Origin of the sequence: Streptomyces sp. N50 (genome assembly GCF_033335955.1) — a bacterium.
Classification (GTDB): Bacteria; Actinomycetota; Actinomycetes; order Streptomycetales; family Streptomycetaceae; genus Streptomyces.
Window position 1 is genome coordinate 9,781,528 of sequence record NZ_CP137549.1, and the last position, 23,892, is coordinate 9,805,419.

19 protein-coding genes are annotated in these 23,892 nt (G+C 69.2%); 5 read left to right on the forward strand and 14 right to left on the reverse strand.

All coding sequences use genetic code 11. The features are described 5' to 3' along the window. Positions 1-17: 17 nt before the first annotated feature. The 4 genes from R2B38_RS43415 to R2B38_RS43430 form a co-directional block, all read right to left on the reverse strand. The gene (locus R2B38_RS43415; RefSeq protein WP_318021316.1) at positions 18-1,247 is read right to left on the reverse strand and encodes a PP2C family protein-serine/threonine phosphatase; all 1,230 of its coding nucleotides are present in this window, start codon (positions 1,245-1,247) and stop codon (positions 18-20) included. Between the two features lie 197 nt (positions 1,248-1,444). Next, positions 1,445-1,873 (reverse strand): hypothetical protein, encoded by a 429-nt coding sequence (locus R2B38_RS43420; protein ID WP_318021318.1) that lies wholly within the window; start codon positions 1,871-1,873, stop codon positions 1,445-1,447. A 93-nt stretch (positions 1,874-1,966) separates the two neighbouring features. Beyond that, positions 1,967-3,187, reverse strand: coding sequence for a low temperature requirement protein A (locus R2B38_RS43425; protein ID WP_318021319.1), 1,221 nt, complete (start codon positions 3,185-3,187; stop codon positions 1,967-1,969). 194 nt (positions 3,188-3,381) lie between these two features. Continuing rightward, positions 3,382-4,095, reverse strand: a complete 714-nt coding sequence (locus R2B38_RS43430; RefSeq protein ID WP_318021320.1) for a ScbR family autoregulator-binding transcription factor — start codon at positions 4,093-4,095, stop codon at positions 3,382-3,384. Positions 4,096-4,597: 502 nt separating this feature from the next. Between R2B38_RS43430 and R2B38_RS43435 the strand changes: the two genes are divergently transcribed. Beyond that, a complete protein-coding gene (locus tag R2B38_RS43435; protein ID WP_318021321.1) occupies positions 4,598-5,488 on the forward strand; it encodes an SDR family oxidoreductase in 891 nt (296 codons plus the stop codon). 406 nt (positions 5,489-5,894) lie between these two features. Beyond that, positions 5,895-7,211, forward strand: coding sequence for a cation:proton antiporter (locus R2B38_RS43440; protein WP_318021322.1), 1,317 nt, complete (start codon positions 5,895-5,897; stop codon positions 7,209-7,211). A gap of 317 nt (positions 7,212-7,528) precedes the next feature. Here R2B38_RS43440 and R2B38_RS43445 read toward each other — a convergent pair whose 3' ends face one another. The 6 genes from R2B38_RS43445 to R2B38_RS43470 form a co-directional block, all read right to left on the reverse strand. Continuing rightward, entirely contained in the window at positions 7,529-9,136 is a 1,608-nt protein-coding gene (locus R2B38_RS43445; protein WP_318021323.1) for a cation acetate symporter, read from the reverse strand. Continuing rightward, on the reverse strand, positions 9,133-9,549 hold the full coding sequence (locus R2B38_RS43450; protein ID WP_318021324.1) for a DUF485 domain-containing protein: 417 nt from the start codon (positions 9,547-9,549) through the stop codon (positions 9,133-9,135). Before R2B38_RS43450 ends, R2B38_RS43445 begins: the two co-directional genes overlap by 4 nt. Positions 9,550-9,906: 357 nt before the next feature. Further along, the gene (locus R2B38_RS43455; RefSeq protein ID WP_318021325.1) at positions 9,907-11,445 is read right to left on the reverse strand and encodes a hypothetical protein; all 1,539 of its coding nucleotides are present in this window, start codon (positions 11,443-11,445) and stop codon (positions 9,907-9,909) included. Beyond that, a complete protein-coding gene (locus tag R2B38_RS43460; protein ID WP_318021326.1) occupies positions 11,373-12,119 on the reverse strand; it encodes an FMN-binding glutamate synthase family protein in 747 nt (248 codons plus the stop codon). The genes R2B38_RS43455 and R2B38_RS43460 overlap by 73 nt, the downstream gene beginning before the upstream one ends. Before the next feature lie 481 nt (positions 12,120-12,600). After that, positions 12,601-13,581 (reverse strand): hypothetical protein, encoded by a 981-nt coding sequence (locus R2B38_RS43465; protein ID WP_318021327.1) that lies wholly within the window; start codon positions 13,579-13,581, stop codon positions 12,601-12,603. Positions 13,582-13,620: 39 nt separating this feature from the next. Continuing rightward, on the reverse strand, positions 13,621-14,124 hold the full coding sequence (locus R2B38_RS43470; RefSeq protein WP_318021328.1) for a peptidase inhibitor family I36 protein: 504 nt from the start codon (positions 14,122-14,124) through the stop codon (positions 13,621-13,623). A 271-nt stretch (positions 14,125-14,395) separates the two neighbouring features. Here R2B38_RS43470 and R2B38_RS43475 point away from each other — a divergent pair, with 271 nt between their 5' ends. Both R2B38_RS43475 and R2B38_RS43480 read left to right on the forward strand, forming a co-directional pair. Then, on the forward strand, positions 14,396-15,406 hold the full coding sequence (locus R2B38_RS43475; RefSeq protein WP_318021329.1) for a winged helix-turn-helix domain-containing protein: 1,011 nt from the start codon (positions 14,396-14,398) through the stop codon (positions 15,404-15,406). 612 nt (positions 15,407-16,018) lie between these two features. Beyond that, positions 16,019-16,836 (forward strand): IS5 family transposase gene (locus R2B38_RS43480; protein ID WP_318021330.1). Its coding sequence is split into 2 segments (ribosomal slippage): positions 16,019-16,370 and positions 16,370-16,836, totalling 819 coding nucleotides; the frame shifts between segments, so codons are not numbered across the junction. Positions 16,837-17,283: 447 nt separating this feature from the next. Here R2B38_RS43480 and R2B38_RS43485 read toward each other — a convergent pair. The 4 genes from R2B38_RS43485 to R2B38_RS43500 all read right to left on the reverse strand — a co-directional run bounded on the left by R2B38_RS43485 (position 17,284) and on the right by R2B38_RS43500 (position 22,401). After that, a complete protein-coding gene (locus tag R2B38_RS43485; protein ID WP_318021331.1) occupies positions 17,284-17,616 on the reverse strand; it encodes an Lsr2 family protein in 333 nt (110 codons plus the stop codon). Positions 17,617-18,557: 941 nt separating this feature from the next. Then, positions 18,558-18,899: a transposase family protein gene (locus R2B38_RS43490; protein ID WP_318021332.1), complete on the reverse strand. Its 342-nt coding sequence runs from the start codon at positions 18,897-18,899 to the stop codon at positions 18,558-18,560. A 233-nt stretch (positions 18,900-19,132) separates the two neighbouring features. Then, positions 19,133-19,744 carry a hypothetical protein gene (locus R2B38_RS43495; protein WP_318021333.1) on the reverse strand — a complete coding sequence of 204 codons (612 nt, stop codon included), beginning with the start codon at positions 19,742-19,744 and terminating at the stop codon, positions 19,133-19,135. Between the two features lie 557 nt (positions 19,745-20,301). Then, positions 20,302-22,401 (reverse strand): pentapeptide repeat-containing protein, encoded by a 2,100-nt coding sequence (locus R2B38_RS43500; protein ID WP_318021334.1) that lies wholly within the window; start codon positions 22,399-22,401, stop codon positions 20,302-20,304. 1,264 nt (positions 22,402-23,665) lie between these two features. Between R2B38_RS43500 and R2B38_RS43505 the strand changes: the two genes are divergently transcribed. Further along, positions 23,666-23,872: a hypothetical protein gene (locus R2B38_RS43505; protein WP_318021335.1), complete on the forward strand. Its 207-nt coding sequence runs from the start codon at positions 23,666-23,668 to the stop codon at positions 23,870-23,872. Positions 23,873-23,892 lie beyond the last annotated feature (20 nt).

Genomic DNA, 23,892 nt, shown 5'->3' on the forward strand with positions numbered 1-23,892 from the left:
GCCGGGCGAAGCCGCCGTCACAGGCGCAGGACGATCAGGGCCGTGTCGTCGGTGTTGCCCTCGGCCGGGAGCAGGTCGGCGAGGAGGGCGTCGGCCAGGGGTTCGGGTTCCGCGTGGCGGTGGTGGGCGAGGGAGTCGGCGAGGCGGGCCAGACCGCGGTCGATGTCCTCCGTACGACGCTCGATCAGTCCGTCGGTGTACAGCACGAGGGTGGCGCCCTCGGCGAAGGGGACGCTCGTCTCCGGCCGGCCGACATGCTCGGGTCGGGCGCCCAGGGGCGGGTCCGTGGCCTGGTCGAGGAAGGTGACCGTGCCGTCGGGGGCGAGCAGGGCCGGGGGTGGATGGCCCGCGCAGCTGTAGGTGATGGTGTGGTCGTCCCAGTCGATGAACGTCGTCACCGCCGTGGCCGACTCGGCGCCCTCGACGAAACGGGCGTACAGACCGAGTGCCTCCAGGGCGGAACCCGGCCCGTCGGCGACCCGGCAGGCAGCGCTCAGGGCGCTGCGCAGCTGGCCCATGGCGCAGGCGGCCGCCAGGCCGTGCCCGACGACGTCGCCCACGGCGACCGCCATGCCGCCGTCGGGCAGGTCGACCAGGTCGTACCAGTCGCCGCAGACGTTCAGGGCGCTCATGGCGGGCCGGTAGCGGACGGCCGCCCGGTGGTGACCGACCGGCCGCGGCGGGGGCAGCATCGCCGCCTGGAGGGTCAGGGCCACCTCCCGCTCATGGGCGTGTGCCGTGCGCAGCCGTTCGTTGACCTCCTGGAGCTCACGGGCCCGGGTGTACAGCTCGGCCTCCAGCACCGGGGCCCGGCTGTCGCCGGACCGGCCGCCGACCGCCCGGACGAACTCGGTGACCTCCTCCACCCGGTGGACGATCAGCGTCACCTCGCCGTCCTGGCCCCGGACGGGCGCGTTGACCGGGCTCCAGAAGTGCTCCACCCAGCGGCCGGTCCCCTGGGGGTCCTCGATGTCGTAGCGGAGCAGTGCCATGGTGTCGCGTTCGCCGGTGGTCGCCGCGCGCCGCATCGACTCCCGGGTCTCGCGCATGCCGGCCGCCGCCGGGTCCTTGGGGTTCTCGGGGAAGACGTCGAAGATGTAGCGGCCGACCAGTTCCTCGCGTTTACGCCCCGACAGGCGCTGGAAGTCCTCGTTGGCGTCGACGTAGACGAGGTCGGGGGTGAGCAGCGCCACCATGCCGGGCAGGGCGCGGAAGACCGCCGCGTAGTCGATCTCCGGATCCTGCATGGCCTGCCCGTTTCGACGCCGAGGGTCACTGTGTCGTTCCACGATAGGAGGGATCTGGCCACGTAGCCCGGAAACGGCTCTTTTCGGTTCGGTGAGCAGTCACGATGGCGCGGGCCGTCACCCGACAGAGTGGCCTGCTCGGGGAGGGAACCCTGGGCGGCCGCACGATGGTATGGCCGGGCGAGCCGCTACGCCGTTCATGATGATTCGGTCTGTGTCGGGCCGCCGATGTCCGTGGTGAGACGGCGGTAGGCGGCTCGGGCGTGGACGAGCCGGGCCAGAGCCGTGCCCACCAGGGCGGCGGTGAACAGGCAGGCGAGCCAGAACGCGTCACGGTGTCCGGCCCAGGTGAGGGTGCCTGCGGGCGGTACGGCGAAGCCGTTGAGGAAGAGCCAGCACAGCACCGCGGTGCCGGGCGCCGCCGTGAAGCGGGCGCACAGGCCGAGCAGCACCGACAGCAGGGACAGCGCGGCAAGCGCGGGCGATGGACGATCGGGACCTATCAGCGCGTTGAGCAGTGCCACCAGCACCAACGCGCCGCCGGATGCCGCGGCCCAGACCAGTGGTGTGGCCAAGGGCGAGGGGACGGGCCGTGCTCCGGTACGGAGAAGCACCCAGTCGATCATGCCTGAGACTCCTTCTGGTCGTCCCGCTCCTCCTGGCGGCGGGGGAGTCAGCCTGCCCGAGTCCCCGCCGCCGGTACAACCTCGCCCCATGGCTCAAGTCCCGGTCCGCACCGCCCGCTTGGACGGCTTCGTCGCCCGTCGCTCGTAGAGGATCGGCCACAGGGTGATCAGGACGAGCAGCCAGACCACTGTCACGGTGCGGACATGTGCGCCGAACGCGGCCAGCAGCAGGGGCAGTACGCAGCAGGGGAGGGCCACGGACAGCAGCCACCGCTGTTCCCGCCCGGCCCGGCCGAGCCAGGCGAGTCCGCTGAGCATGAAGTACCCGGCCAGCGACGAGCACAGCAGCCACCGGGTGGCGTCCGGCAGCGTCTCCAGGTGACCGGCCGCGGCTCCCAGGGCGGCGGCCAGGGCGGCGAGGCAACCGGACACGAAACAGTGCAGCGGCAGCGCCGCACGGGCGGGCAGCACCCCTGCCGCCAGGTGCGGCACCCCCGCGTAGCCGTGCCCGAAGGACAACGCCCACAGCGTGGCCAGCAGGAAGAACGCCGCGACGGCGAGCAGGTACAGCTTCTTGTCCCACTCCGCGTCCGAAGTGGCTTCGACCAGCTGGGCGACGCCCTCACCCAGCACGATGATGACGAAGAGGCCCAGCCGCTCGCTCAGGTGCTCCGTCTGCGACCGCGCGAGCGACGTGCCCCGTGCGGAATCGCGCCGGGCGGTTCTGCTGTCGTGGCGCTCCCGGGCCTCCTGGTGCTCGACGATGTCGCGGGCGGAGACCGCGAACGTGACGTACAGATCAAGGGCGATACCGAGGGCCCAGAGCCAGTAGCGCGTCGGATCGTGCGCCCAGAGGGAGACGATCCACGGGATGACGCCGAGCGACATCTGGGCGGCCGGCCAGTCGACCAGGACCTGACGCCGGTGCTGCCAGGCCCGGCTCGCCAGGAGCCGGATCAGGACGTAGGCGAGGGCGAACACCCGCGCGTGCCGGTCGTCCCCCTCGTGCACCCCCGACACCGCCGCGGCCATGACGGCCATGCCGAACATCGCGGCCAGCACGGTCCGGGTGTGGGTGTTCTCGTAGGCCACGTTCGCGTACAGGGTGAAACTGATCCAAGCCGTCCAGAAGGCGAGGAACAGCAGCGCGTACAGACCGAGGTCGGTCACGTCCGGGACACCGTGCAGCAGGTGCGCGATCTGCGCCACGCCCGCCACGGCGACCAGGTCGAAGAACAGTTCCAGCCAGCTGGCGTGCCGGTTCTCCGCAGAGGTCGGTTGCGGGGCCGGTGCGGTGGTGTCGTCGTCGCTCACTGGATCACCATGCACTGTCGCCGACACCTGGCGAGCCGGAAATCGCCTGCGACCGTTGCCGGGACGGGCTTTTGCCCGCCTGGAGCCGCTCGCCACCGGGTTGGCGTGCGGACCGAGAGGCCGGGTTCGATCCGCGGGCCGAGCAGGGCTTGCCGGAGTACGGGCCGGGCCGACCAACGGGTCCCTGGGGGCGGTCAGTTGACCGCTGTGGGTGTGGCCGCCGTGGCTTTGGCCGCTGCCTCCGTCGTTGCCGCGTCCGGTGCTGCGGTTGCCGTGGTCTCGGTGTGAATGGCGTGGCCGCGTTGGGGGGTGAGGTCGAGGGAGGCGAGGACCGAGGAGTGGACGACCGTGGGGAGGGTGTGGCGGAGGAGGGCGGAGACGCCGGCGGGGAGGTCCTGGTAGTTGGTGGTGGCCTGGGACATGGCCTGGACGCCGGCGAAGGCACCGACAAGCACTCGAGCGGTCTCGGCCGGGTTCACGTGGGGGAGGAGTTCGCCTTGCTTCTGGGCCTTGTCGAGCAGTTCGTTGGTGACGCTGGTCCAGTGCTGGAAGGGGCCGGTGCGGTCGAGGCCGTCGGCGCGCTGGTCGAGGATGAGGCGGGCGGCGGCACGGACGAGGGGGTCGGTCTGGAGGCGGTAGGCGCGGAGCATGGTGGTGTCGATGAGTTCCTGGATCTTGCAGGGGCGGTCGGGGACGGCGATTGACTGATCCTGTGCGGCGAGGACGCCTTGGGCGAGTTGTTCCTTTGACGTGAAGTGGAAGTAGAGCGCGCCTTTGGTGACGTTGGCGGTGCTGAGGATTTCGCTGATGGTGGCGGCTTGGTAGCCGCGTTCTTCGAAGACGGCGGCGGCGGCCATGAGGATGGTGTGGCGGGTACGGATGGCGCGGTCTTGTTTGGGTTGTGGCATGGGCTGGCTTCTTTCGTCGCGGGTGGGATGCCCGCCGTTCAAAAATACCGTCCGGTTCGTATAGTCTACGGCGTTTGGTGTGGGGATTGGTGGGGGTTGTGTCCGGGGGTGCCTCGCCTGGGTGGGGGCTCGGTGGTTGGGTTCCTCGAAGGCGTCGACCGTGGTGGTGGGAATCGGCTGGCGGGTGAGGGTGTGTGCTGTCCTGCGTCGTCGCCCCGGTCTTCTGTGTCCGGTGAGCTATGGGGCCCAATAAAAACCGTCCAGTCCGGATCTTACGGTGAGCGACTCCCGCACGGGCAGGCCCGTACGGCACCCTGGCCGACCCGGCGGGCCGGAAACGGAATAAGCGGGATGACTCGCAGATAATCCCCGTAAAAAGGAACCGTGAATGGGGAACAAGGGGCGGGAGGCGCGGAGCAATGGATATGGACGGGGATGGGGACGGGGAACGGATGGCGGTGGGCGGTGGGTGGCGTCGCGGGCCGGGTGTGGGGAGTCCCCGGTGATCCTGGTGACGGGCGCGACGGGAACGATTGGACGGGAAATGGTCCGCGCTCTGCCCGCAGGCCTGCGTGTGCGGGTGATGACCAGGAACCCGGCGAAGGCCGTGGAACTGTTCCCGGAGGCGGGGACGCGAGCGGGGGTGGAGGTGGTCGCCGGGGACTACACGGATCCGCCGTCGCTGGACCGGGCGCTGCGGGGCGTGGAGAAGGCGTTCCTGGTCACCACCTGTGTCGACGGCAGTGACGACGCGGCCTTCGTCTCGGCTGCTTGCGGGGTCGGTGTGCGGCGGGTGGTGAAACTGTCGGCGGCGGGTGTTGTGGATGCGGGGGCCGACGATCTGGTTACCCGCTGGCAGCGTGCCAACGAGGACCTGTTGCGTGGTTGTGGTGTGGGGTGGACGTTGGTGCGTCCGCGTGCGTTCATGTCGAATTGTCTGTCGTGGGTTGGTTCTGTGCGTGGTGAGGGTGTGGTGCGTGGGCTGTACGGGATGTCGCCCAACGCCTGTGTGGATCCGCGTGATGTCGCGGAGGTGGCGGTGCGGGTTCTGACGGAAGAGGGGTATGGCGGGCGTGCCTACACCTTGACCGGTCCCGAGGCGGTGACGGCTGTCGATCAGACCCGTGAGCTGGGGCGGCTGCTCGGTATCCCCCTGCGCTTCGAGGAACTGACCCCGGATCAGGCGCGCGCCGCGTTGGGCCGGCGTTATCCGCCTCCTGTGGTGGAGGCTCTGCTGGCGAGTGCGGAGCGGCAGCGGGCGGGCGCGAAGGCACAGGTGGAGGACACTGTCCGCGTCTTGACGGGGCGTCCGGCCCGTTCGTTCCGGCAGTGGGCTCAGGACCACATCGGGGCCTTTGCTCCGTTCCCGGACGGGGCTGGTCCCTGCCGGTAGGTGCCGTGGTGCTCGTTCCCGTCCAGGCGGTGGGCTCAGGGCCGTCTCGGGGTTTCATCCGGTTCGCGGACGGGGCCGGTCTCCGCCGGCAGATGCTGTGACACACGCGCCTCGCGGGCAGGGATCCGTCCTGTCCCCGGGTTTGTGCTCTGGCGGGTTGCGGGACGGATCCCTGCCCGCGAAGCGAGCCCCGGCCCCTGCGCCTTGCTTGACGGAGCGCGGAGAGGCTCTTCCCGATGCTTGGTGGCGCGTTTTCGGTGCGGAGAGTCCTGGTGACGTCACGTAGTGGGTGGCGGGTTGTGTGGTTTTCCGGTCCCTGTACCGTCGCCCGCCCGCCGTCGGCGTGGTGCGGCTTCAGGTTTGTTCTGTTCGCGGGCCGGACCTCATCCTATGGAGACCCATCGCCATGACCACCGATCAGACCTCCGCCCTCCTTCTGGGGCTGGCTGCCGTTGTGTTGCTGGCCCGTGTGCTGGGTGCGCTGGCCAGGTGTCTGGGCCAGCCGGCGGTGATCGGTGAGGTTCTTGCCGGGATCGTGCTGGGATCGACGTTTTTCCACGGTGCGGTCTCGGGTGCCCTCTTCCCGGTTGGTGTACGGCCGTTGCTCGGTGCTCTGGCCGCGCTGGGTGTCGCGGTGTTCATGTTCCTGGTCGGTCTGGATTGGGACGTGGCGTTGGTGCGTGGAAGGGGGCGCCTCGCCGCGTCCGTGTCCTTCTGTTCTGTCCTGCTGCCGTTCGGACTGGGGGTGCTGCTCGCGCTGTGTCTGGTGGACGGCTACGGCACTGGTGATCGGACGGCGTTCGTGCTGTTCGTGGGGATCGCCATGTCCATCACGGCGTTCCCGGTGTTGGCCCGTATCCTCACCGACCGGGGTATGGCCCGTTCTCCGCTCGGTGTGGTGGCGCTGGCGTGTGCGTCCGTCGACGATGTTCTGGCCTGGTCGCTGCTGGCCGGTGTCGTCGCCGTCAGTGGTGGGGCCGGTCCCGACCGGTGGCGGATCCTGCTCGCCGTTCCCTATCTGCTGGGCATGCTCTTCGTGCTGCGACCGCTGCTCCGCCGCTTCGTGGTCCGCCGCCCCGCCCTGACGCTGTCCCCGGCGGTGTTCGCGGCCGTCCTGGTGGGCCTGCTGTTGTCGGCCGGGGTGACCGAGTGGGTGGGTCTGCATTACATCTTCGGCGCGTTCCTGTTCGGTGTGGTTCTGCCCCTGGGTGGTGGTGAGCGGTTGCGTGCCGGTGTCCGTGAGCGGCTGGGTGAGGTGAGCGGGATTCTGTTGTTGCCGGTGTTCTTCGTGGTCGCCGGTCTTCAGGTCGACCTGTCCGGTCTGGACGCGGGTGGACTGGGGGTGCTGGGGCTGGTCGTGCTGGTGGCGGTGGGCGGGAAGTTCACCGGTGCGTTCGCCGCGGCCCGTCTGAACGGGATGCCGGTGCGGGAGTCCGCGGCGCTGGCGACACTGATGAACACCCGCGGTCTGACCGAGCTCATCGTCCTCAACGCGGGCCTGCAACTGGGCTTCCTGGGCCCGGACTTGTACTCGCTGATGGTGGTGATGGCCGTGGTCACGACCGTGATGGCGGGGCCGTTGCTGAGCTGGATCCTCGGCCGTGCGGCGGACGCCGGCCATACGGCGGACACCGGCCGTGCGGTGGACGGTGGTCGCGCGGGGGAGAGTGCCGTACCCGGGCATGCGGCCGGCTCGGCGAGCACCGTGGGCACGGCCGTGTGACGCCTCCGGGACTGCACGCCCCGCGGTCCACCCCCACGTCTTGGCCTGGGGTGATGTGCGACGGGGGAGGGTGTCCGACCATTCGTCAGATCCTTGCAAGTGCTGGCTCCGCTCCGCTCCGTTCTGTCGCGGTGTGCCGGGATGGACCGTCGGTGATTTCACGGCCTGCGCTGTCACGGTCCTGTATTCCGGTTGGCTTCCGTACCCCCCCCGCGGGGGGCGTAGCGGTTGTACTGCGGCGCAGGACAAGTCCCTGTGTCGCTCGCCTCGCCGCTCGTGCCGTGCCGTTCCGGGGTGTTGTCCTGTGTGCCGTTCTGTCAGTTGTTGCGGGGGTGAGGTGGCCCGGCGAGCAGGACGGGTTCGACGGCTTCGTAGTGGTTGCGTTCGCGTGCGGTGGCGCGCCTGCCTGAGAGGAGGGTGCCGAGGACTCCGCAGAGGAAGCCGGCCGGGACGGAGACGAGGGCGGTGGTGGTGTAGGGGAACCAGTTGAAGTCGGTGTCGGGGAAGGCGGATTGGGGGGTGCCGGAGACGAGGTTGGTGCCGGTCATGAGGACGAGGACGCTGAGGGTGCCGCCGATGAGGGTGGCCAGCAGGCCGGCACGGGTGTAGCGGCGCCAGAACAGTCCCAGGACGAGGGCGGGTGCGATGGCGGAGGCGCCGAGGCAGAAGGAGATGATGGCCAGGGGCTGGAGGCTGCGGTGCTGGGCGAGTACGGCGAGTGCGATCACCGGTACCCCCACCCCCAGGGCGGCCAGCCGCGCCAGCGCCATCTCCCGCAACGGTGCTGTACCCGAACGCGCCAGCACGTCGTGCGCCAGGGAGTTGGCGCACGCCAACGTCATGCTCGCTACCGATGCCAGGAGGGTGAGGAAGATCGCTGTGGTGACGGTGGTGAACAGTAGACCCTCCGCCCGGGAGAGGCCGGTCCCGAACGCCGCCCGCGCCCCCAGGAGGTAGGCGGTGTTGCCGTGTGGGTCGGCGGCCGCGACCGCCTTGCCCCCGATCAGCGCGGTCGCCCCCACCGCGATGACGGTCATGACCGCCATGAACAGGGCGACGGCGGAGACGGCCCAGGACATCGCGCGGCGTACCTGGCGGGTGCTGCCGGCGGTGTACATGCGCATGGTGACGTGCGGCAGGCAGGCGCCGCCCAGCACGATCGCGCACTGCGTGCTCACCATGTCCAGGGCCGGATGTTGTCCGCCCGCGAACTGCAGCCCGTAGCGCAGATACCCCGGCCCGGCACCACTGTTGTGCGCGGCCGTCTCGAACAGGGTGCGAGGGCTCCAGCCGAACGTATGCAGGATGAGCGCGGCCACCACCAGCCCCGAACCGAGCAGGATGACCGTCTTCAGGATCTGGATCAGCGCGGTCCCGCGCATCCCCCCGATCGCCGCATACGTGATCATCAGCGCCCCCGCCCCCACGACACACCCCGTGCGCATCGCGCCGTCGGAGAAGCCGAGGACGAATGCCAGCAACTGTCCTACACCGGCGAGTTGGACGACCATCATGGGCATCAGCGCAGCCAGCGTGACCGCGCACGCCGTGATGCGCACCGCCCGTCCGGGCATACGGCGTCCCAGCACGTCCCCCATCGTGAACCGGCCGGTGTGGTGCAGGGGTTCGGCCAGCACGAACATCAGCAGCAGCAGCGACAGCAGCGTGCTCAGCGCCAGGACGACGCCGTCGTAGCCGCACAGGGCGATGATGCCGCCGACGGTGAGGACGGTGGCGGCGGAGATGTAGTCGCCGGCGATGGCCAGGCCATTGCGCAACGGGGACAGCAACCGGTAGCCGGTGTAGAACTCGTCCAGGTCGTCCCGGTCGGGACCGGTGATCACACACAGCAGGAGCGTGAGGGTCACGACACTGAAGAACGCCACCAGCGACCAGGACTGCGCGGGACCGGCGAAGTCCGTCACGACCGCCCCCACCCCTCACGATCCGCACGTCCCTCGCGCGCCGCCCGTCGTACCCGGCGGGCGAGGGGGTCGACGAAGCGGCGCGCGGTGAGCTCGTAGAAGATGACCGCCAGCCAGGTCACCGGCAGCTGTACCAGCGCCAGGACCAATCCGAACGGCAGCCCGCCGGGCGCCGGCCGCGTCATCAGGGACGGCACCTTGACGGTCAGTGCCAGGAAAGCCGCGAAATAGCCGAGCGCCGCGAACGCCGCCACCCGTCGCTGCCAGCGGCACGCCCGCCGCAGCAGCCGCAGGTCCCGGTGCGGGCCGGTCCACGGACGGACCTTGCCCACGGCCCACCCGGGCGTCACAGCTGAAGCATGCCGTCCGGCCCGGTGCGCCAGCGGGTGTAACTCGGAGCTGTCGGAGGACATCCCAAGGTCTCCTAGAGGGTCGTGGGCCCCACAAGGCACGGACCGCGAGAACGCGGGGAAACGGCCCGGTCATCGCACGCTATGCGGCCCTCGCACCCCGCGCAGCACTTCCGGCGAACTCCCTGATGAAACCCGCCACCGGTCCTGACCTCGGATGTTGCGGATGAGGACAGGGGGACGGGGGAGTACGGCAGTGCCCTGTGAGCCCCGGGCACGTCGAACCGGCCAGCACGCCGATGGCCGGACCTACCACCGGCGCCGGCGCCAACGACGCCTGGGCCGATTGACCCCCGTCGGGTACGAGACCATCATGACCCCACCCGCGGCTCTGGCTGCACAAACCCCGCAGTCACCAGTTCATGCAGCAGTCCCCGTCTCTCGGCGTCGGCTGGTCGGTGGTGGGGTGGCGGCGCCGTTCAGGCAGCGATCGAGGAGCGCGTGCATGCGGGGGACGGCGAGGGCCGGGTTGGCCGCGGCTCCCTCCGCGGTGCGGGGGTCCGCGAGGAGCGCCTCCAGGACTTCGGGCGTCAGGATCGGGTTGGCGGCGGCTGCCCGGCGCACCGCCTCGTCGGGGTCTTCGACCGGGGGTTCGGGCAGGGTGGGATCGGCTGCGGCCAGGGCGCGTACCTCGGGATCCGGGTGACCGATGAGGTGGGTCCGGCCGGTGCGCGGGAAGCCGGGCAGCGTCAGCAGGTGCGAACGGTGGTCCGGGCGGGTGACGAAGACGTCCAGGAGAAGGTGCGGCGGAGCGAGCGGGTGGCGGCACGCCAGCCGGATCCGCACCTCCTCGTCGTCGTCCTGCGCGAGTGTCCCCACAAGTGCTGCGGGCAGGCGGGTCCAGCTCGCCGCAACCCGTCGGAGCACCGGTTCCCCGGACACCGCGCAGGCGGCGAACCAGTCGGGCGACGGCACGGTGGCCGGGTCGGGGTCCGGCTCGGTGATCGGGCAGATGCAGCCAGGACCGTGCCCGATGACCCGGTCGATCACGTCGTACTCGGCCCAGGTGCGGGGGAAGGAGTGGAGGCGTGCGCGCATCCGCACGTCCTCGTCCAAGTCCTCCCTCAACTCCGCCACCAGGTCCGGTCCCAGGTCGGGCCGGGCGGCGACCATCTCGCGGACCTTCGCCTCGGGATGCCGGGTGAGCCGGGCGACGGCGTCGGCGGGAGTGTGGGGGTTCCGGGCCAGGGGGTGCACCGTGTCGTCCGCGAAGCACTGCTCGACGAGCGCGGGCGACAGGGCGCACCTGCCGAGCACGAACGGCCTGCTGCCCGGACGGATGGACGGCAGCTTGGCCTCCACCCGTTCCGGGTCCAGCTCCCAGTTCCTGTCCTTCGCCGCTTCACGGACCGCGGGGTCCGGATCGTCGAGCAGCCCCGCCCGCTGCGCCAGGGTGAGCGACTCCCACCGCCAAGTGGCCCGTATCCGGAGTGCGGGGTCCTCGTGCCCGGCCATGGAGCGGAAGAAGGACAGCGGGATCTGCCGGGACGAGTCGAGCTCCGAGATGATCTCGTGCGCGGTGACCTTGCCGTCCTCGCCCCCGTCCTGGGCGGTCAGGAAGGTGAGGAGGATGTCGTCAGGCAGCGGTCGGACCCAGAGGGGCCAGGGGCGGAGGTGGGGGTTGGCGAGCCGCGCACGGACGAGTCCCGACGGGTCCGTTGCCAAGGGGGCGAGTCGCGAAGGGTCTACGTGCTGGTTGCGGGCGAGCGCGCCGCGGATCCGCCACTCCGGGTGGCACAGCGCTGCGTCGATGACGGCGTCTGGCAGATCGCGGTCCTTGCACATCAGCAGGCCGACCTCACCGGCCGCTTGATCCAGCAGGCGTATCAGTACGTCGGAGGGCGCCGCCGGATTGAAGGCGACGCCGCGCAGCCAGAGTTCACGCAGAGAGTCGGACACCGCGTCATCCTGCCACCCCTTGCGCCCCGGACCGGGCCATGCGGCGACCACATCGAGGGCTCCCTCCGCATCCTTCGGTACAGACAGCGGGCGGCGAGTTCCTCGTCCTGGGTGGAGATGCCGGCCGGGTCGCGGCCGTCCTGGAAGTCGTCGAAGTAGCCTGCGGCTGAGCCGAGTCGGCGGTACTCGGCGTCGTGGCGGGGGTGGTTGTCGCCGAGGGCGATGAGGGCGGCGGTGCCGATGGCGACCGCGTCCGCGCCGAGCGCGATGGCCTTGGCGACGTCGGCGCCGGTGCGGATGCCGCCGGAGACGATGAGCTGGACCTCGCGGTGGACGCCGAGTTCCCGAAGTGCCTGTACGGCCTGGGGAATCGCGGCGAGGGTGGGGATGCCGACGTGCTCGATGAACACGTCCTGGGTGGCGGCGGTACCGCCCTGCATGCCGTCGACGACCACGACGTCGGCGCCCGCGTGGACGGCGAGCTTCACGTCGTAGTAGGTGCGTGTGGCGCCGACCTTGACGTAGATCGGCTTCTCCCAGTCGGTGATCTCGCGGAGTTCGCCGATCTTGATGGTGAGGTCGTCGGGACCGGTCCAGTCGGGGTGGCGGCAGGCGCTGCGCTGGTCCACGCCGACCGGCAGGGTGCGCATCCCGGCCACGCGGTCGGTGATCATCTGGCCACTCGCTCACATACCACCGGAGGGTGGTTCGGCAGTCCGGAGAACCGTCCGCGTTCGATGAGCCGGCCCACCCCGGAACCGACCCCGGCACGGCCGGTGCCTTCGTTCGTATCGTGGCCGGGGAACTGCCCGGTCGGCTCGTCGGAAGGGTGCGGCGTTCCACCACTGGTTCCAGCGCCGATTTCGTCACGGCCACGGGCGGACTGCCCAACTGGCAGAGAGGGCCTGGACCGGGGGTGCAAAGGGAAACCGGCGAACAGTCCTTGCCTCGTCCAACCTCCTGAGCTGTCCCGTCGGATCGGCGATCTTCCCCGAGAAGCCGATACCTCCCGTCGGTGGTATTGCCTTGGGAGCGGTTGGGGACCGGAGGTTTCTCGCGACCCAGAACAGCACCTGGGGCAGCACCCGAGGCGATGCATGTCCTGCACTTTTGGCTCCGCCTGATGTCTGCAGACAGTCCGGAACCACCCCGTGGTCATTTCTGGGGAGCGTTCTTGCCGAGCAGGGCCCTGGCCCGGGCCAGGGCCTGCTGCCGGTGTTGCCAGACCTCCTCCAGTCGGGCCCTCGTCCGTGCGGGCTGGTGTTGCAGGAAGGCGTCGCGCTGTGCCGCGCCCGTGCGGCGCAACTCGCTTTCCGCGTCGCAGTGTTGATCGGCGACCGCGGCGGCTCGCTGCTCGCGTGCCAGCGTCGACGCGCTAGCTCCCTTGACCGCCTCGGCCTGCAGGGACTGGATCAGTGCGGTGGGCGTCCTCGCCGGCCGACCGGCGTCGGTCATGCAGCGCTGCCAGCGTCCCAGGGCCGTCTGATAGGAGTGGTCGGAGGCCAGGTACGCCTCGAGGAGATGGTCCACGTCCTGCGGCACGAGCGTGTCCTCGAACGCGGCCTTTACGGTGCCGTACAGTCGCGCCCGGGCCTGGGCCATGCAGCCGCCCGTGCCGTAGGTGCCGCTCGCCCCGCTGGGCAGGGTCAGCGGCGTCGCCTGGTCGACGCGGCCGTCGAGTGCCGCTGTGTAGCGGGCCTGTTCGGCGGTGGACAGGGAGCGGACGTACCGGTCCTCGGCCATGTCGCCGCTGTTCACGCGGCCCAGCGTTGTGGAGACGCCGTAGCCGGGGGCCGAGCGGGAACCGATCGAGTCGGCCGTCGTCGCCCCGGTCGGCGGCTGCGGGCCCGCGCTGGTGACCAGGTAGCGCAGTCCCCGGTCGCGCATGCAGCGCTGGGTGAGGATCTGCAGAGCGTCGAAGAGCTGCCGGCGTTGACGCAGGGCGGTGGCGTCGCTGGTGAGGACCGCGGTCGCGTGGCCGAACTCCCGCGCCGACGGCACCGCCTCCGCATGTGCGGTCGTACCCGGTCCGGTGCACGCGGTCGCGGCCGCGCAGACCAGGGTCACCACGAGGATCAGCAGAGGCAGCGAGCGTGTCGGTGCGCGCCCGGTGCCGCGGCGCGAGAGGTATGTCATCGGTGAGTGCCCGTCATCCGGTCGCGGAAGGAGGCCAGGTCAACAGGCCGAGGTCCAGTAGTTGCTGCTGATCGAGTCGTTGAAGCTGGTCGAAGTGCCGGGCCAGACGAGGTTCGCGAAGTTGCTGTTGGACCAGTCCTTGGGCAGGCAGGCTGACAACCCGGTGTACCCCGTGCCGCTCCACACCTCGACGCCCAGACCGCTGGTGCCGTGGTTGTAGCCGGAGGAGGCGCAGTCGCTCCAGGTCCCGTTGCCGCACGTGGAGTGGGCGTAGGCGCCCCAGTTGGTGTTGCTGCCGGAGAACTTGCCCGGCCCGTCGTTGTAGCCGGAGTTGACCCAGAAGCAGAAGTAGGTGCTGGGACAGTCCCCGATGGCCTGCGGGGAGACCACGGCGGATGCGGCGGCCCCCTGTACCGCTTGCGGGGCGGTGGCGACCGTGGTGGTGTGCCCGTCGGCGGCAAAGGCGTTGCCGGGAAGGGCGAGGCCCACCAGAGCGGCCAGGGCGGCGGCGGTGAGTGCCGCTGCTAAACGGAAGGATCTCATGCGGATTCCTCTTTCTCGGGGCTGTATGTACAAGGAGTTTCCGTACCTGGTTTTTTCCGATGCGTTGCCTGCCGGTTGCCTTTGCGTGGTGTCGCCGGGGAGAGGATCTTGTCCCCCCTTACTCGCCTGCGCCTTTTGAGCCATGGCGGAATTCAATTCACGGGAGGTGTGGGGCCATTGCAACGCTGGTGAGCGATATTGCCAACCGGGGCATGGGGTGGCCATCATGTTTCACTGGGATGAAAATCCCCAGGTGCAGAGGGGGAACGGAATGCTCCGTATTCACTTCACGGACGCGGACCTGGCGAAAACCACGGTCGCTGCGCGACCCGACGCTCTCTGGGAAGTCGCCATGAGCCTGCACCGGTTCCAGACGCGGGCCGGCCGCTGGGCCCACGCGGACTGGTACCGCACCACCCGCCTTCGGCTCGGTGAGCAGCAACTCGACCACCTGGTCCGCGATGTCCTGCTGCCGCTCTTTCCGCGTGCCGCCTATTTCCCGGACTTCCTCACCCCCCGCCCGACAGAGAGTGAGGGGCTCGATGCCGGACTTGATGTTGTCATGTCTACATCATCGCGACGGGTGCTCCACGAACTCGCGCTGCTGGACCGGGTGGTGGGCACTCCCCGGTGGGCGTGGCGGCTGGCCGGAACGCGCGAGCGTGCGGAGTTCGTGGCAGCGCTCCGTGCGTACCACGCCACCGCCGTCGCCCCGGTCGCCAACCTGATGCAGACCCGATTACAGGCTGACCGGTCGGCCCGCACCCGTGACCTGCTGGACGGCGGGGTCCATGGGATGCTGGCCGGGCTCGGGCCCGCCATGTCGTGGCAACCGCCTGTCCTGACGGTCCAGTATCCGGTCGAGGACCGGGACTTCCATCTGGGCGGCAGGGGTTTGTGTCTCATTCCGTCCCACTTCTGCTGGCAAGCCCCGATCACCCTGGCCGATCCCGGACTGCCACCGGTCCTCGTCTACCCCCTCCTGCACGAGCCGGTGGCCCCACCCCCGACCGCTCCGCTGACCGCTCTGCTCGGCCGTACTCGGGCGACCGTCCTGTCGGTCACGGCCGCGGGTGCGGGTGCCACCACCTCCGAGATCGCCCGTGCCGTGGGGATTTCCGCCCCCTCGGCCAGTAGACACGCGGCGGTGCTGCGTGACGCCGGGCTGCTCGTCAGTAACCGACATGCCACGCACGTACTGCACACGCTCTCCCCGGCGGGCGCGTCACTACTGCGGGCGAGCCGCCGACGTCACGAAGGGCGCACCGGGCAACTGCGGTAGTCGGCGCGTGCATTTCCATGGAGCCGAGGAACTCGACGGGCTCCGTAACGACACCGGAATGGACCGGGCACGCTTCTCGGATATTCCAGTGACGGGATTCGGCCGCATCGACCGGACGACACTCTCTCCGGTCCTGTTTCTCGTAAAGCTGTTCCTGAGGAGAGGCCCTGACGGCGGCTTTCTCTCCCTCTGCGTACGTCAATTCCGTAGATGGCTGGAATGGCACCTGTGGAGCTTCCTCTTGATCGAGGACACGTGGAGAAGAAGAGGCGATGGAGAGCCGGTTGCGGTGAAAAGCCGCACGTCCGGTTCGGTGGGGGCAGTTGGAAAGGGCCTGCTCACAGGTATCTCGCTGGCGGCCTGCCCAACGTCATGTCCGGTTCGGCGGGGGCCGCGCGGAACAGGACCTGTCACGATAGGCACCTCGCCGCGCGGCCGACCCGACGAGCTGGCTGATGCGCTGGAGACGTCTGTGCCGGGACTACGAGACCCTGACCTCCTGTCCAGGCTTGGCATATACACGGGAGGAGGCCGGAGACCGGGTGGGCGCCGATGCCGTTCTCCAGCAGGCCGTCGACCTCGGCGTCTGCTTGATCGTTCGTTGATGCGGTCATGGGGAAGCGTCAGTCGCGGCCGTGGATCGTGTCGGACGAACTGCGGTCGCTCGTCGAGCCGTTGCTGCCCGAGCCGCCGCCGAAGCAGGTGGAAGGGCGACCGCGGGTGCCCGACCGGCAAGCCCTGTGCGGGATCCTGTTCGTGCTGCACACCGGCATCCAGTGGGAGTACCTCCCGCAGGAACTGGGCTTCGGCTCGGGCATGACGTGCTGGCGCCGTCTGGCGGCCTGGAACGAGGCCGATGTCTGGGAGAAGCTGCATCAGCTGCTGCTGAACAGGCTGCGCTCGAAGAACCAGCTGGACCGGTCGCGGGCGGTGATCGACTCCTCCCACGTCCGGGCCGCACGCAAGGGCCCCAAAGCGGGCCCAGTCCGGTCGATCGAGCTCGTCCGGGCAGCAAACACCACATCATCACCGACGGGCAGGGCATCCCGCTCGCGGTGTCGCTGACCGGCGGCAACCGCAACGACATCACCCAACTCCTGCCCCTGTTGGACAAGATCCCGGCTGTGGCCGGAGTCGTCGGCCGGCCTCGCGGGCGGCCCGACATGCTCTTCGCCGATCGCGGCTACGACCACGACAAGTACCGACGGCTCCTGCGCCAGCGCGGTATCCGGCCCGCGATCGCCGAGCGTGGCCAGCCGCACGGCACGGGACTCGGCACCTTCCGCTGGGTGGTCGAGCGGACGATCTCCTGGCCGCACGGCTTCCGCCGCCTACGGATCCGCTGGGAACGACGCGACGACATCCACGAGGCGTTCCTCGGGCTTGCCGTCTGCCTGATCACCCACCGGCACGTCCAGAGGCTTTGTTAGGGCCAGTAATGCTGGCCGGAACGGGTGTCAGTAGGAATCACGCGCTGAGCCGTACGCCGAGAGTCCACGTCCATCCGGGTCTGCCGCCGCGCCTCAGCCGGAAGCGCCTGGCTCGCCACACCAGTGAGGGGCGAACACCAGTTGCGGTTCACCGGTGCCGACAGCATGCGTTGGACGTGCTTCCCGACCAACACCACCGGCGCCCTGATCACCGCCGAATGCCTCCGGCCCCATGGAACCCGGTGGCCGCCCAACACGACAAACTGGCCACTGGCCTGCCCAGCCCCAGGACATCCCGACACCCGACACCCGACAAGCAAAAAGCCCCCGTCAACGTCCGACGAGGGCTTATGCGCGATCGAGGAAAGGTGCACTCTTCCATCTGGGAAGAGGAAGAAACGAATGCCTCCCCGGCTTCGGTCAGGGGGCACTTGTGTGTTTCCGAGTTCAGCCGTTGGCCTTCGCGTATGCCTCACGAATGTTCGCGGGAACACGGCCCCGGTCGTTGATCTCGTGACCGTTGGCCTTGGCCCAGGATCGGATAGCCGCAGTGTCCTCTCCGCTGCTCGCGGCCCCAGCGCCTCGCCCGCGGGGCGAGGTCCTCCCGCCCGTCTTGCGGCCGGCCTCGATGTACGGCTTCAGGGCCTTGCGCAGCTTCTCGGCGTTCTTGTCGTTCAGATCGATCTCGAACGACTTGCCGTCGAGCCCGAAGATCAAGGTCTGGTCAGCGTCCCCGCCGCTGATGTCATCGGTGAGGAGAACGACCGTCTTCTGCGCCATCTGTAAAATCCCGCCTTCTGTATCTGCTGTATGGGTATGAAACCACAAACCTGGGAGCCTCAGCCCCTCGTTCAAATACTCGCGAGAGTATCAAGCAGACCTTTCCGGCATCCATGCGGAATAGCTTCCCTGTCTCGTCCAGCCCCTGGTCCCTGCTTTCGCTGTTCAAAGAACAGCTTTCGGAGGCAGGCGGCGGCGTCCTAGCCCCTGCCTTCGTGCAGCTTCAGTCACCACACGCGGGCAACCTAGTCGTCGTGGAGCGGCCCAAACAGCTCAGCGATACACCGCATCTGAGAGGGCGTCAGTGCGACGTCCACCAACTCGCCCAATCCGAACCACATTTCCCGGTTCGGAGTAAAGGTGGACCAGCGGCGAGGAAGCGGGTGCGGACTGGCTTCTGCACCCCTTGGTGGATACAGGGTGGCTGGACAGTCCCATGCCGACGCGATCACGTTCACCAGAGGGTGAGGGGGAGGCCGGCCTCCTCGGCGCCCCGGATGCGCTCCTCTATCTCTTCAGGGGGACTCACCCGCTACGAGCCCGGCTCGAATTGCGTGAGCGATGGCATGGGTCCGTCCCTCAGCTCCACGGGTCCGCAAGCGGGCCGTGTGGGTTGCGTCGCCGAAGAGTCCACTCCGCACGGTTTTCCGTATCGGTTCCGAGCCTAAGATGCGCTGGGTTTACGCAACCGTGGAAATCACAGGTGTGACACACGGCAGGATCCTCGGCTGCAGTCCAGCCAGGCAGGTCTATCACTCCATGGGCGAGCTGGAACGCGAAGAGACGCGCGGGTACGGTTCCCCGACGGGACGGTCCGGGAAGGCTCGCAGCACGGAAAGAGCCATGACCTGTCGAGCTGACGGCGTTTAACGAAGGCCGGCATTGGTCCGCTGCTCGGACGTAGCGTTTGGCTTCGAACCGTGTGACAACGTCTTCGTGGTTCAGCCAGGAATGCCGGAGTTCCGTAGGGACTCGAACGGGTACCGGTTTCCCCAGCGGCGAAAGCTGCTCGGCGGTCGACTGACGAAGCGCCTGACCTTCAGCGGGATCAGGACACTCCGCTCGCCGAGCGGGAGATCCCGCAGTCTGCGCTGATAGGAGCCGTGCACTCGCTCGGAACAGTGGCCGCGGTCCGGGCAGGCCGCACCGGCCTTGCTGCCTCTGGCCACGATCTCGACCGTCCCGAAGGCGGTGGCTACCTGCTCGACATCCACCTCGTCGATCCCGTCGAACACGAGCGCGTTCCAGAACGGTGCGTCGGCCCGCACGAACGGAACCGTCACTGACGACCGCTCCAAAGTGCGAAGCTCCGCACCTACTTGATGGAGCGTCAGCAACCACTGTGCGGCGGCACGGCGCACGCCGTCTCACGCACGAGCAGCCCACCGCAATCGAATTGCGGGGCGAGCGGATGATGGATCCAGCTGCCGGGGGCGAGATGGCGGATCAGCACAGGCCGGGTGAGGTCGTGGCTGTGGTCCAAGCGGGCGACGACCCGCTCCTGATTCTCGGACACTCACGCCCGGATGGAGAGAGGAGCTCGAAGCTCCACGCGCAGTCGGACCGAGGTGTCGATGGTCAGTCCGAAGCTGGAATAGCGAAGATCTTTCGAGTAGTTCGAGATGAGGTCGAGGTCCCGCAGCTGCCGCTGCAACTCAGAGGTCAGCGCTTCGTCCGAATCCGGGACGAGCTCGTCCTCTTCCTGCTCGGCCAGGAACTCAAGGTGTTGATCAACGGCCTCCACTGCCCGGCGACTGGTCCAGCTGGCGAAGTCGTGGCAGCCGAACAGATAGGCGTGCGCGGCATACAGCGTCGCGGCTGCGGCAGACTCGTCTGCATCAGCGGGCCCGTCCTGGCCGTCGTTGTGGCAGTACTCGCTGAGCATGTACTTGGCCACACCCCGTTTCACCGCCGAGAAGGCCGTCGAGTCACCGAGAACGCCCTCCCACACTGAGTTCAACAGGGGACGAAGGCCCACGGTGAACGGCGCCTGCTCGTCCTCGGGCAGTCCCTCGTGCCGGCTCATGAGCCGCTCCGCGACACCAGCGGCAAACACGCCGCGTTCCCCAGACGAGATGGCCGTCAGCCGCTCCTCCACCAGCGCTGAAAGCTCCTGCCACGTGTCCATGCGAGCCATCCCCGAGTCGTGAAACCAGCGTGCTCACGCCAGCAACGGCGATCATTGCATCCACCAACAACAACGCATCGGACGAGGCTCCCTGACTCTGCGCGCGGGGGTACAGCCGGCGCAGCTTCCCCGCCCCGCCCGGGATCAGATCGCTTGAGACGGGAAGCGCGGTGACGCTCCGCGACCGCCGCTCCCCAAGATCTGTGCCAGAGCCCGCTGACGCCCGCCCTGGCCAACCGGGAGTCCGGGACCGCTGGGCGAGGCGAACGGGGCCAGGAACAGGGCCTGTTCGAGTGGTTCGCGGTTCGTCGACGATTCCCTCGTCGCGGTCGACTCGGTGGACCTGTTCGCATCACCCGGGCACCGATTCGAGTGCCGTGGCCGAGCAGGACCTGCTCGGCCACGGCCGCGTTCTCATGAAGACGGGCGACGTACCGGGTACCGGAAATCGGCGGGACGGCCGGTCGGTACCGCAACAGTGGGCCGGAGGGGGATCTGGCGTGGCGGGGAAGTGGAGTCGGTCGAACTGGATGCGGAGGTTCTTGGACGGCTTCGGTCTACGGTTCGGAGGTTCCCGTGCTGGGGGAGTGGTGCTTGCCGGGGGTGGTGGTGCGTATGCGGAAGGTGCCGTCGGGGGCCGTTTCGGAGCGATCCCGGATGGTCCCGGCGATTGTGCCGGGCCACTTGGTCGTGCTGGACCAGACCGCCTCCGCGAAGTCGGCGCCGTCGGTGCGGGCTCCACTCAGGTCGGCCCCGGCCAGGGACGCGCCGCGCAGCCGGGCTCCGACCAGCTTGGCCCCTCTGAGGCGCGCTCCGGTCAGGTCGGCTCCGGCCAGGTCCGCGTGAGTGAGGTCGGCGCCCGTCAGCTTCGCTTTGTACAGAAAGGCCAGAGTGAGCCTGGCCCTGATCATATGGGCCTGGGAAAAGTCCGCGGCGGAGAGATGGGCGCAGGTCAGGTCGGCTTCCGTGAGGATGGCCTTGGTCAGGTCGGCCTCGCTCAGGTCAGCGGAGGTCAGCTGGGCCCGCAGGAGCTTCGCGCCGCGCAGGTCCGCCTTGTCCAGTGCGACATCGGTGAGGTCGGAGTCGGTCAGGTCGGCCCCCGTCAAATTCGTCCCCGAGAACAGGGCGCCGGTCAGGTTCGTACGGGTCAGGCGGGCACCGGACAGTTTCGCGCCCATCAGATAGACGTCGGCCAGGTTCGCGCCGGTAAGGATCGCCCCCGTCACGTCCGCGCTCACGGTGTTCGCTCCGGCCAGGTTCGCGCCTTTCAGGTTGGCTCCCGACAGGTTCGCCTGCGTCAGACGTGTCCGGGTCAGGTCGGTCCGGCTCAGGTCGGCGCCCGTCAGGATCGCTTTCGTGAGGTCGGCCCGGCTGAGGTCCGTTCCGGCGAGGCTCACGCCCACGAGATCGATACGGTGCAGCTGCGCGCCCGACAGGGAAATGGCCGTGCCGGACTTCAGCGCACTCCTGAGGCCGGCCCGCCCGACGGGTCTGGCGGGCCGGACGGCCCGCGTCTCCTTGTCGTGGCCGACGTCACCGGCGCGGAGCGGCCGGAACGCCGGGGCGGCATCGCAGAAGGCGATCAACAGCCTTTGGAAGAAAGGAGGTTGACTCTTTTCCTTGGACTTGTAGGGCTCGGGCGACCAGCCGTGCACGCGGTACGCGTCATCGAAGAGCTGCTCCGAATCGTTCCGCATCCGGTCGGCCGGCCCGATGGGCCAGACGGTCTCCGAGGTCCACCGCGCCCCGGCCAGGTTCGCGCCCGTCAGCTCCGCGCCGCTCAGGTCGGCACCCGTCAGGTCGGCCCGCTCAAGGCACGCCCCGGTCAGGTCGGCACTGGTGAGGTTCGCCCGGACGAGTACCGCCCCGCCCAGGTCCGCTCCGCGCAGCCGTGCTCCCGCGAGGTCCGCGTCCAGCAGGTTCGCGTGCGTCAGGTCCGCTCCGGTCAGGTCGGCCTCTGTCAGTCGTGCCCGGACCAGCCTCGCCGAGCCCAGCTCCGCGCGGTCCAGGCGAGCCCGCGTCAGGTCGGCGCCGATCAGATTCGCCACATAGAAGAAGCTCCGGGACAGGTTCGCCTCCCGAAGGCACACCCCCGGCAGCGTGCCCAGTTGCGCGTAGACCCAGGGCAGATCCACCCCGGTCAGGTCCGTCCCGTTGAGGTGGGCGCCTTTCAGGTTGACCGGCCGGGCCACCTCCTGCGCGCGGATGCGCCGGGCCAGTTCGTCGGCCCACGGGTACGGTCCGTCGGCGGCCACGGGAGGGTGGCCGGGCGGCGTGTACCAGTACCGGCGGTCGGTCAGCCGTATCTCCGTTCCCCCGTCCAGGGCATCGGGTATCAGGATCCGGAGCGCGAGCCGGCCGGCCGGCTTGAACACGATCGGGGTGACGACCCCCAGGACCAGCGCGATCAGGGACCTGACCGCATTCGCTGCCCCCGCCGTGCCGGCCAGAGTCGCCGCCGTACAGCCGACCGCCGCGCCCAGGAGCGCGTGCATACACAGGCCTGCGACGAGGGCGCCGAAGCCGGGCCCGTCGGGGTAGTCCCACCGCCCGTACCGGTGTGTGAACGGGTCTTCGTCGCGCAGGAGAGCAGCCCGGACGATGAGACATCTGTACAGGGCGGCACCGATCAGCCCCCACACCGCATATGACCACATGAGGTAACGATATGGGTCGGCCGTCGATCACCAACAGCGCCATCCCACAGGCTGGTTGACGCCGCACCGGGGTGATGGACCAGGGTTGCTTCACGGCGCCCGGGCCGGCCGTGACGGGTCGCCTCCGATACCCCCACCGCGAGCGTCCATGTCCAGCCGAGCATCAGTGGCGAGGTCATCGTTTCGTCGTCTGCCAGCGGAACCTCCTGCACGATCCGGCCGCCGGCGTTCACAGGTGGTGGGCGGGCCGGTCACGATCCGCACCGCGTTCGGTTGGGCAGGACGCGGCACAGGGAGACGGCCGGGACGACGGGGGCGTGGACATGGCCGAGCAGCAGCCGCGTGGTGCAAGCCTGTCGCTCGATGGTCTCGTTGTGGGGCAGGCCACCGGTAGAGAGCGATGCCGAGGTGGTCGCCTGAACGACCGCGGGCCGCTGCTCGTCGACGTCAGACCTGGATGCGCCTGCCCCGCGCATGCGTCCGCGTGCTGCGAACCCAGTGCGATGACCTCGCTACGACGGTCACCGCTGTGCGACGGTCCGTCCGGTCGACCTGGGTGCCGCGGTCGGCGGATGCGTGCTCGCCTCTCCGAACCATCACAAGGGGCAGATCATGTTGACGAAAGTCCGGGGCGCGGTTGCGGCGGCGATGATGGTGGGGGCGCTGCTGGTGCCCGTAGCCGTGGCGACCGATGCGGCAGCCGCGACCTGCGCGCGGCACACGACGGGTGTCTGCAAGGCGAACTCGCCGCATCCGCGCGGTGCTACCGCGAAGTGCAAGGACGACTCGTACTCCTACAGTGCCCCACGCCCGCGGGACGTGCTCCGACCACCGGGGCGTCAAGTACTGGTACCGGTAGACGGCACCCGGTGCCGCTGCCCAGAGGGAGTCGGGGCAGTGGCACCGGCGGGTCGTCGAACATCACGCTGTAGTCCCGTGCAGGTGTCGCCCCGCGCCGGCGCAGCAACTCGGTGTGGGACCACAGGTGTACGACGCGGGGTGCGCCTTCGCGCCGTAACGCGCTCTGCCCGCCGTACCGTGCCGCCCGTCCTGCTCACCTGTCTGCTGCTGGCCGGCTGTTCGTCCGTCCCGCTCGGCACGTCGGCGTCGTCCTCGGCACAGAGTCCGGCGGCGGGAGCGCCGGCCGGCTCGGGGCGGGCGATCGCGGTGGGGGCCCGCAGAAGAATTACACGGTGCAGCAGCAGCCGGCCGCGCGCTCCTGCCACTACCACTGTCTCAAAGGAGAGCCACTGGAGGATCCGAAGTGCACGCTGGGAGCGGTCTCCCGGCGGTCACGCAGACGAATCTGAAGTCGACGATCTGCCGCAAGGGCGGTTGCACTTCCGGGGTGCGTCCGTCCGCCTACGTGACGGGCAAGGAGAAGAAGCTCAACGCCGCCTCGTACGGCTTCACGGGCAGCATGGGGGATGCCGAGTACGACCACCGGCTATCTGGCGTCGTGGCTGTGTAGCGAGTCCTATCTCCTGTTGA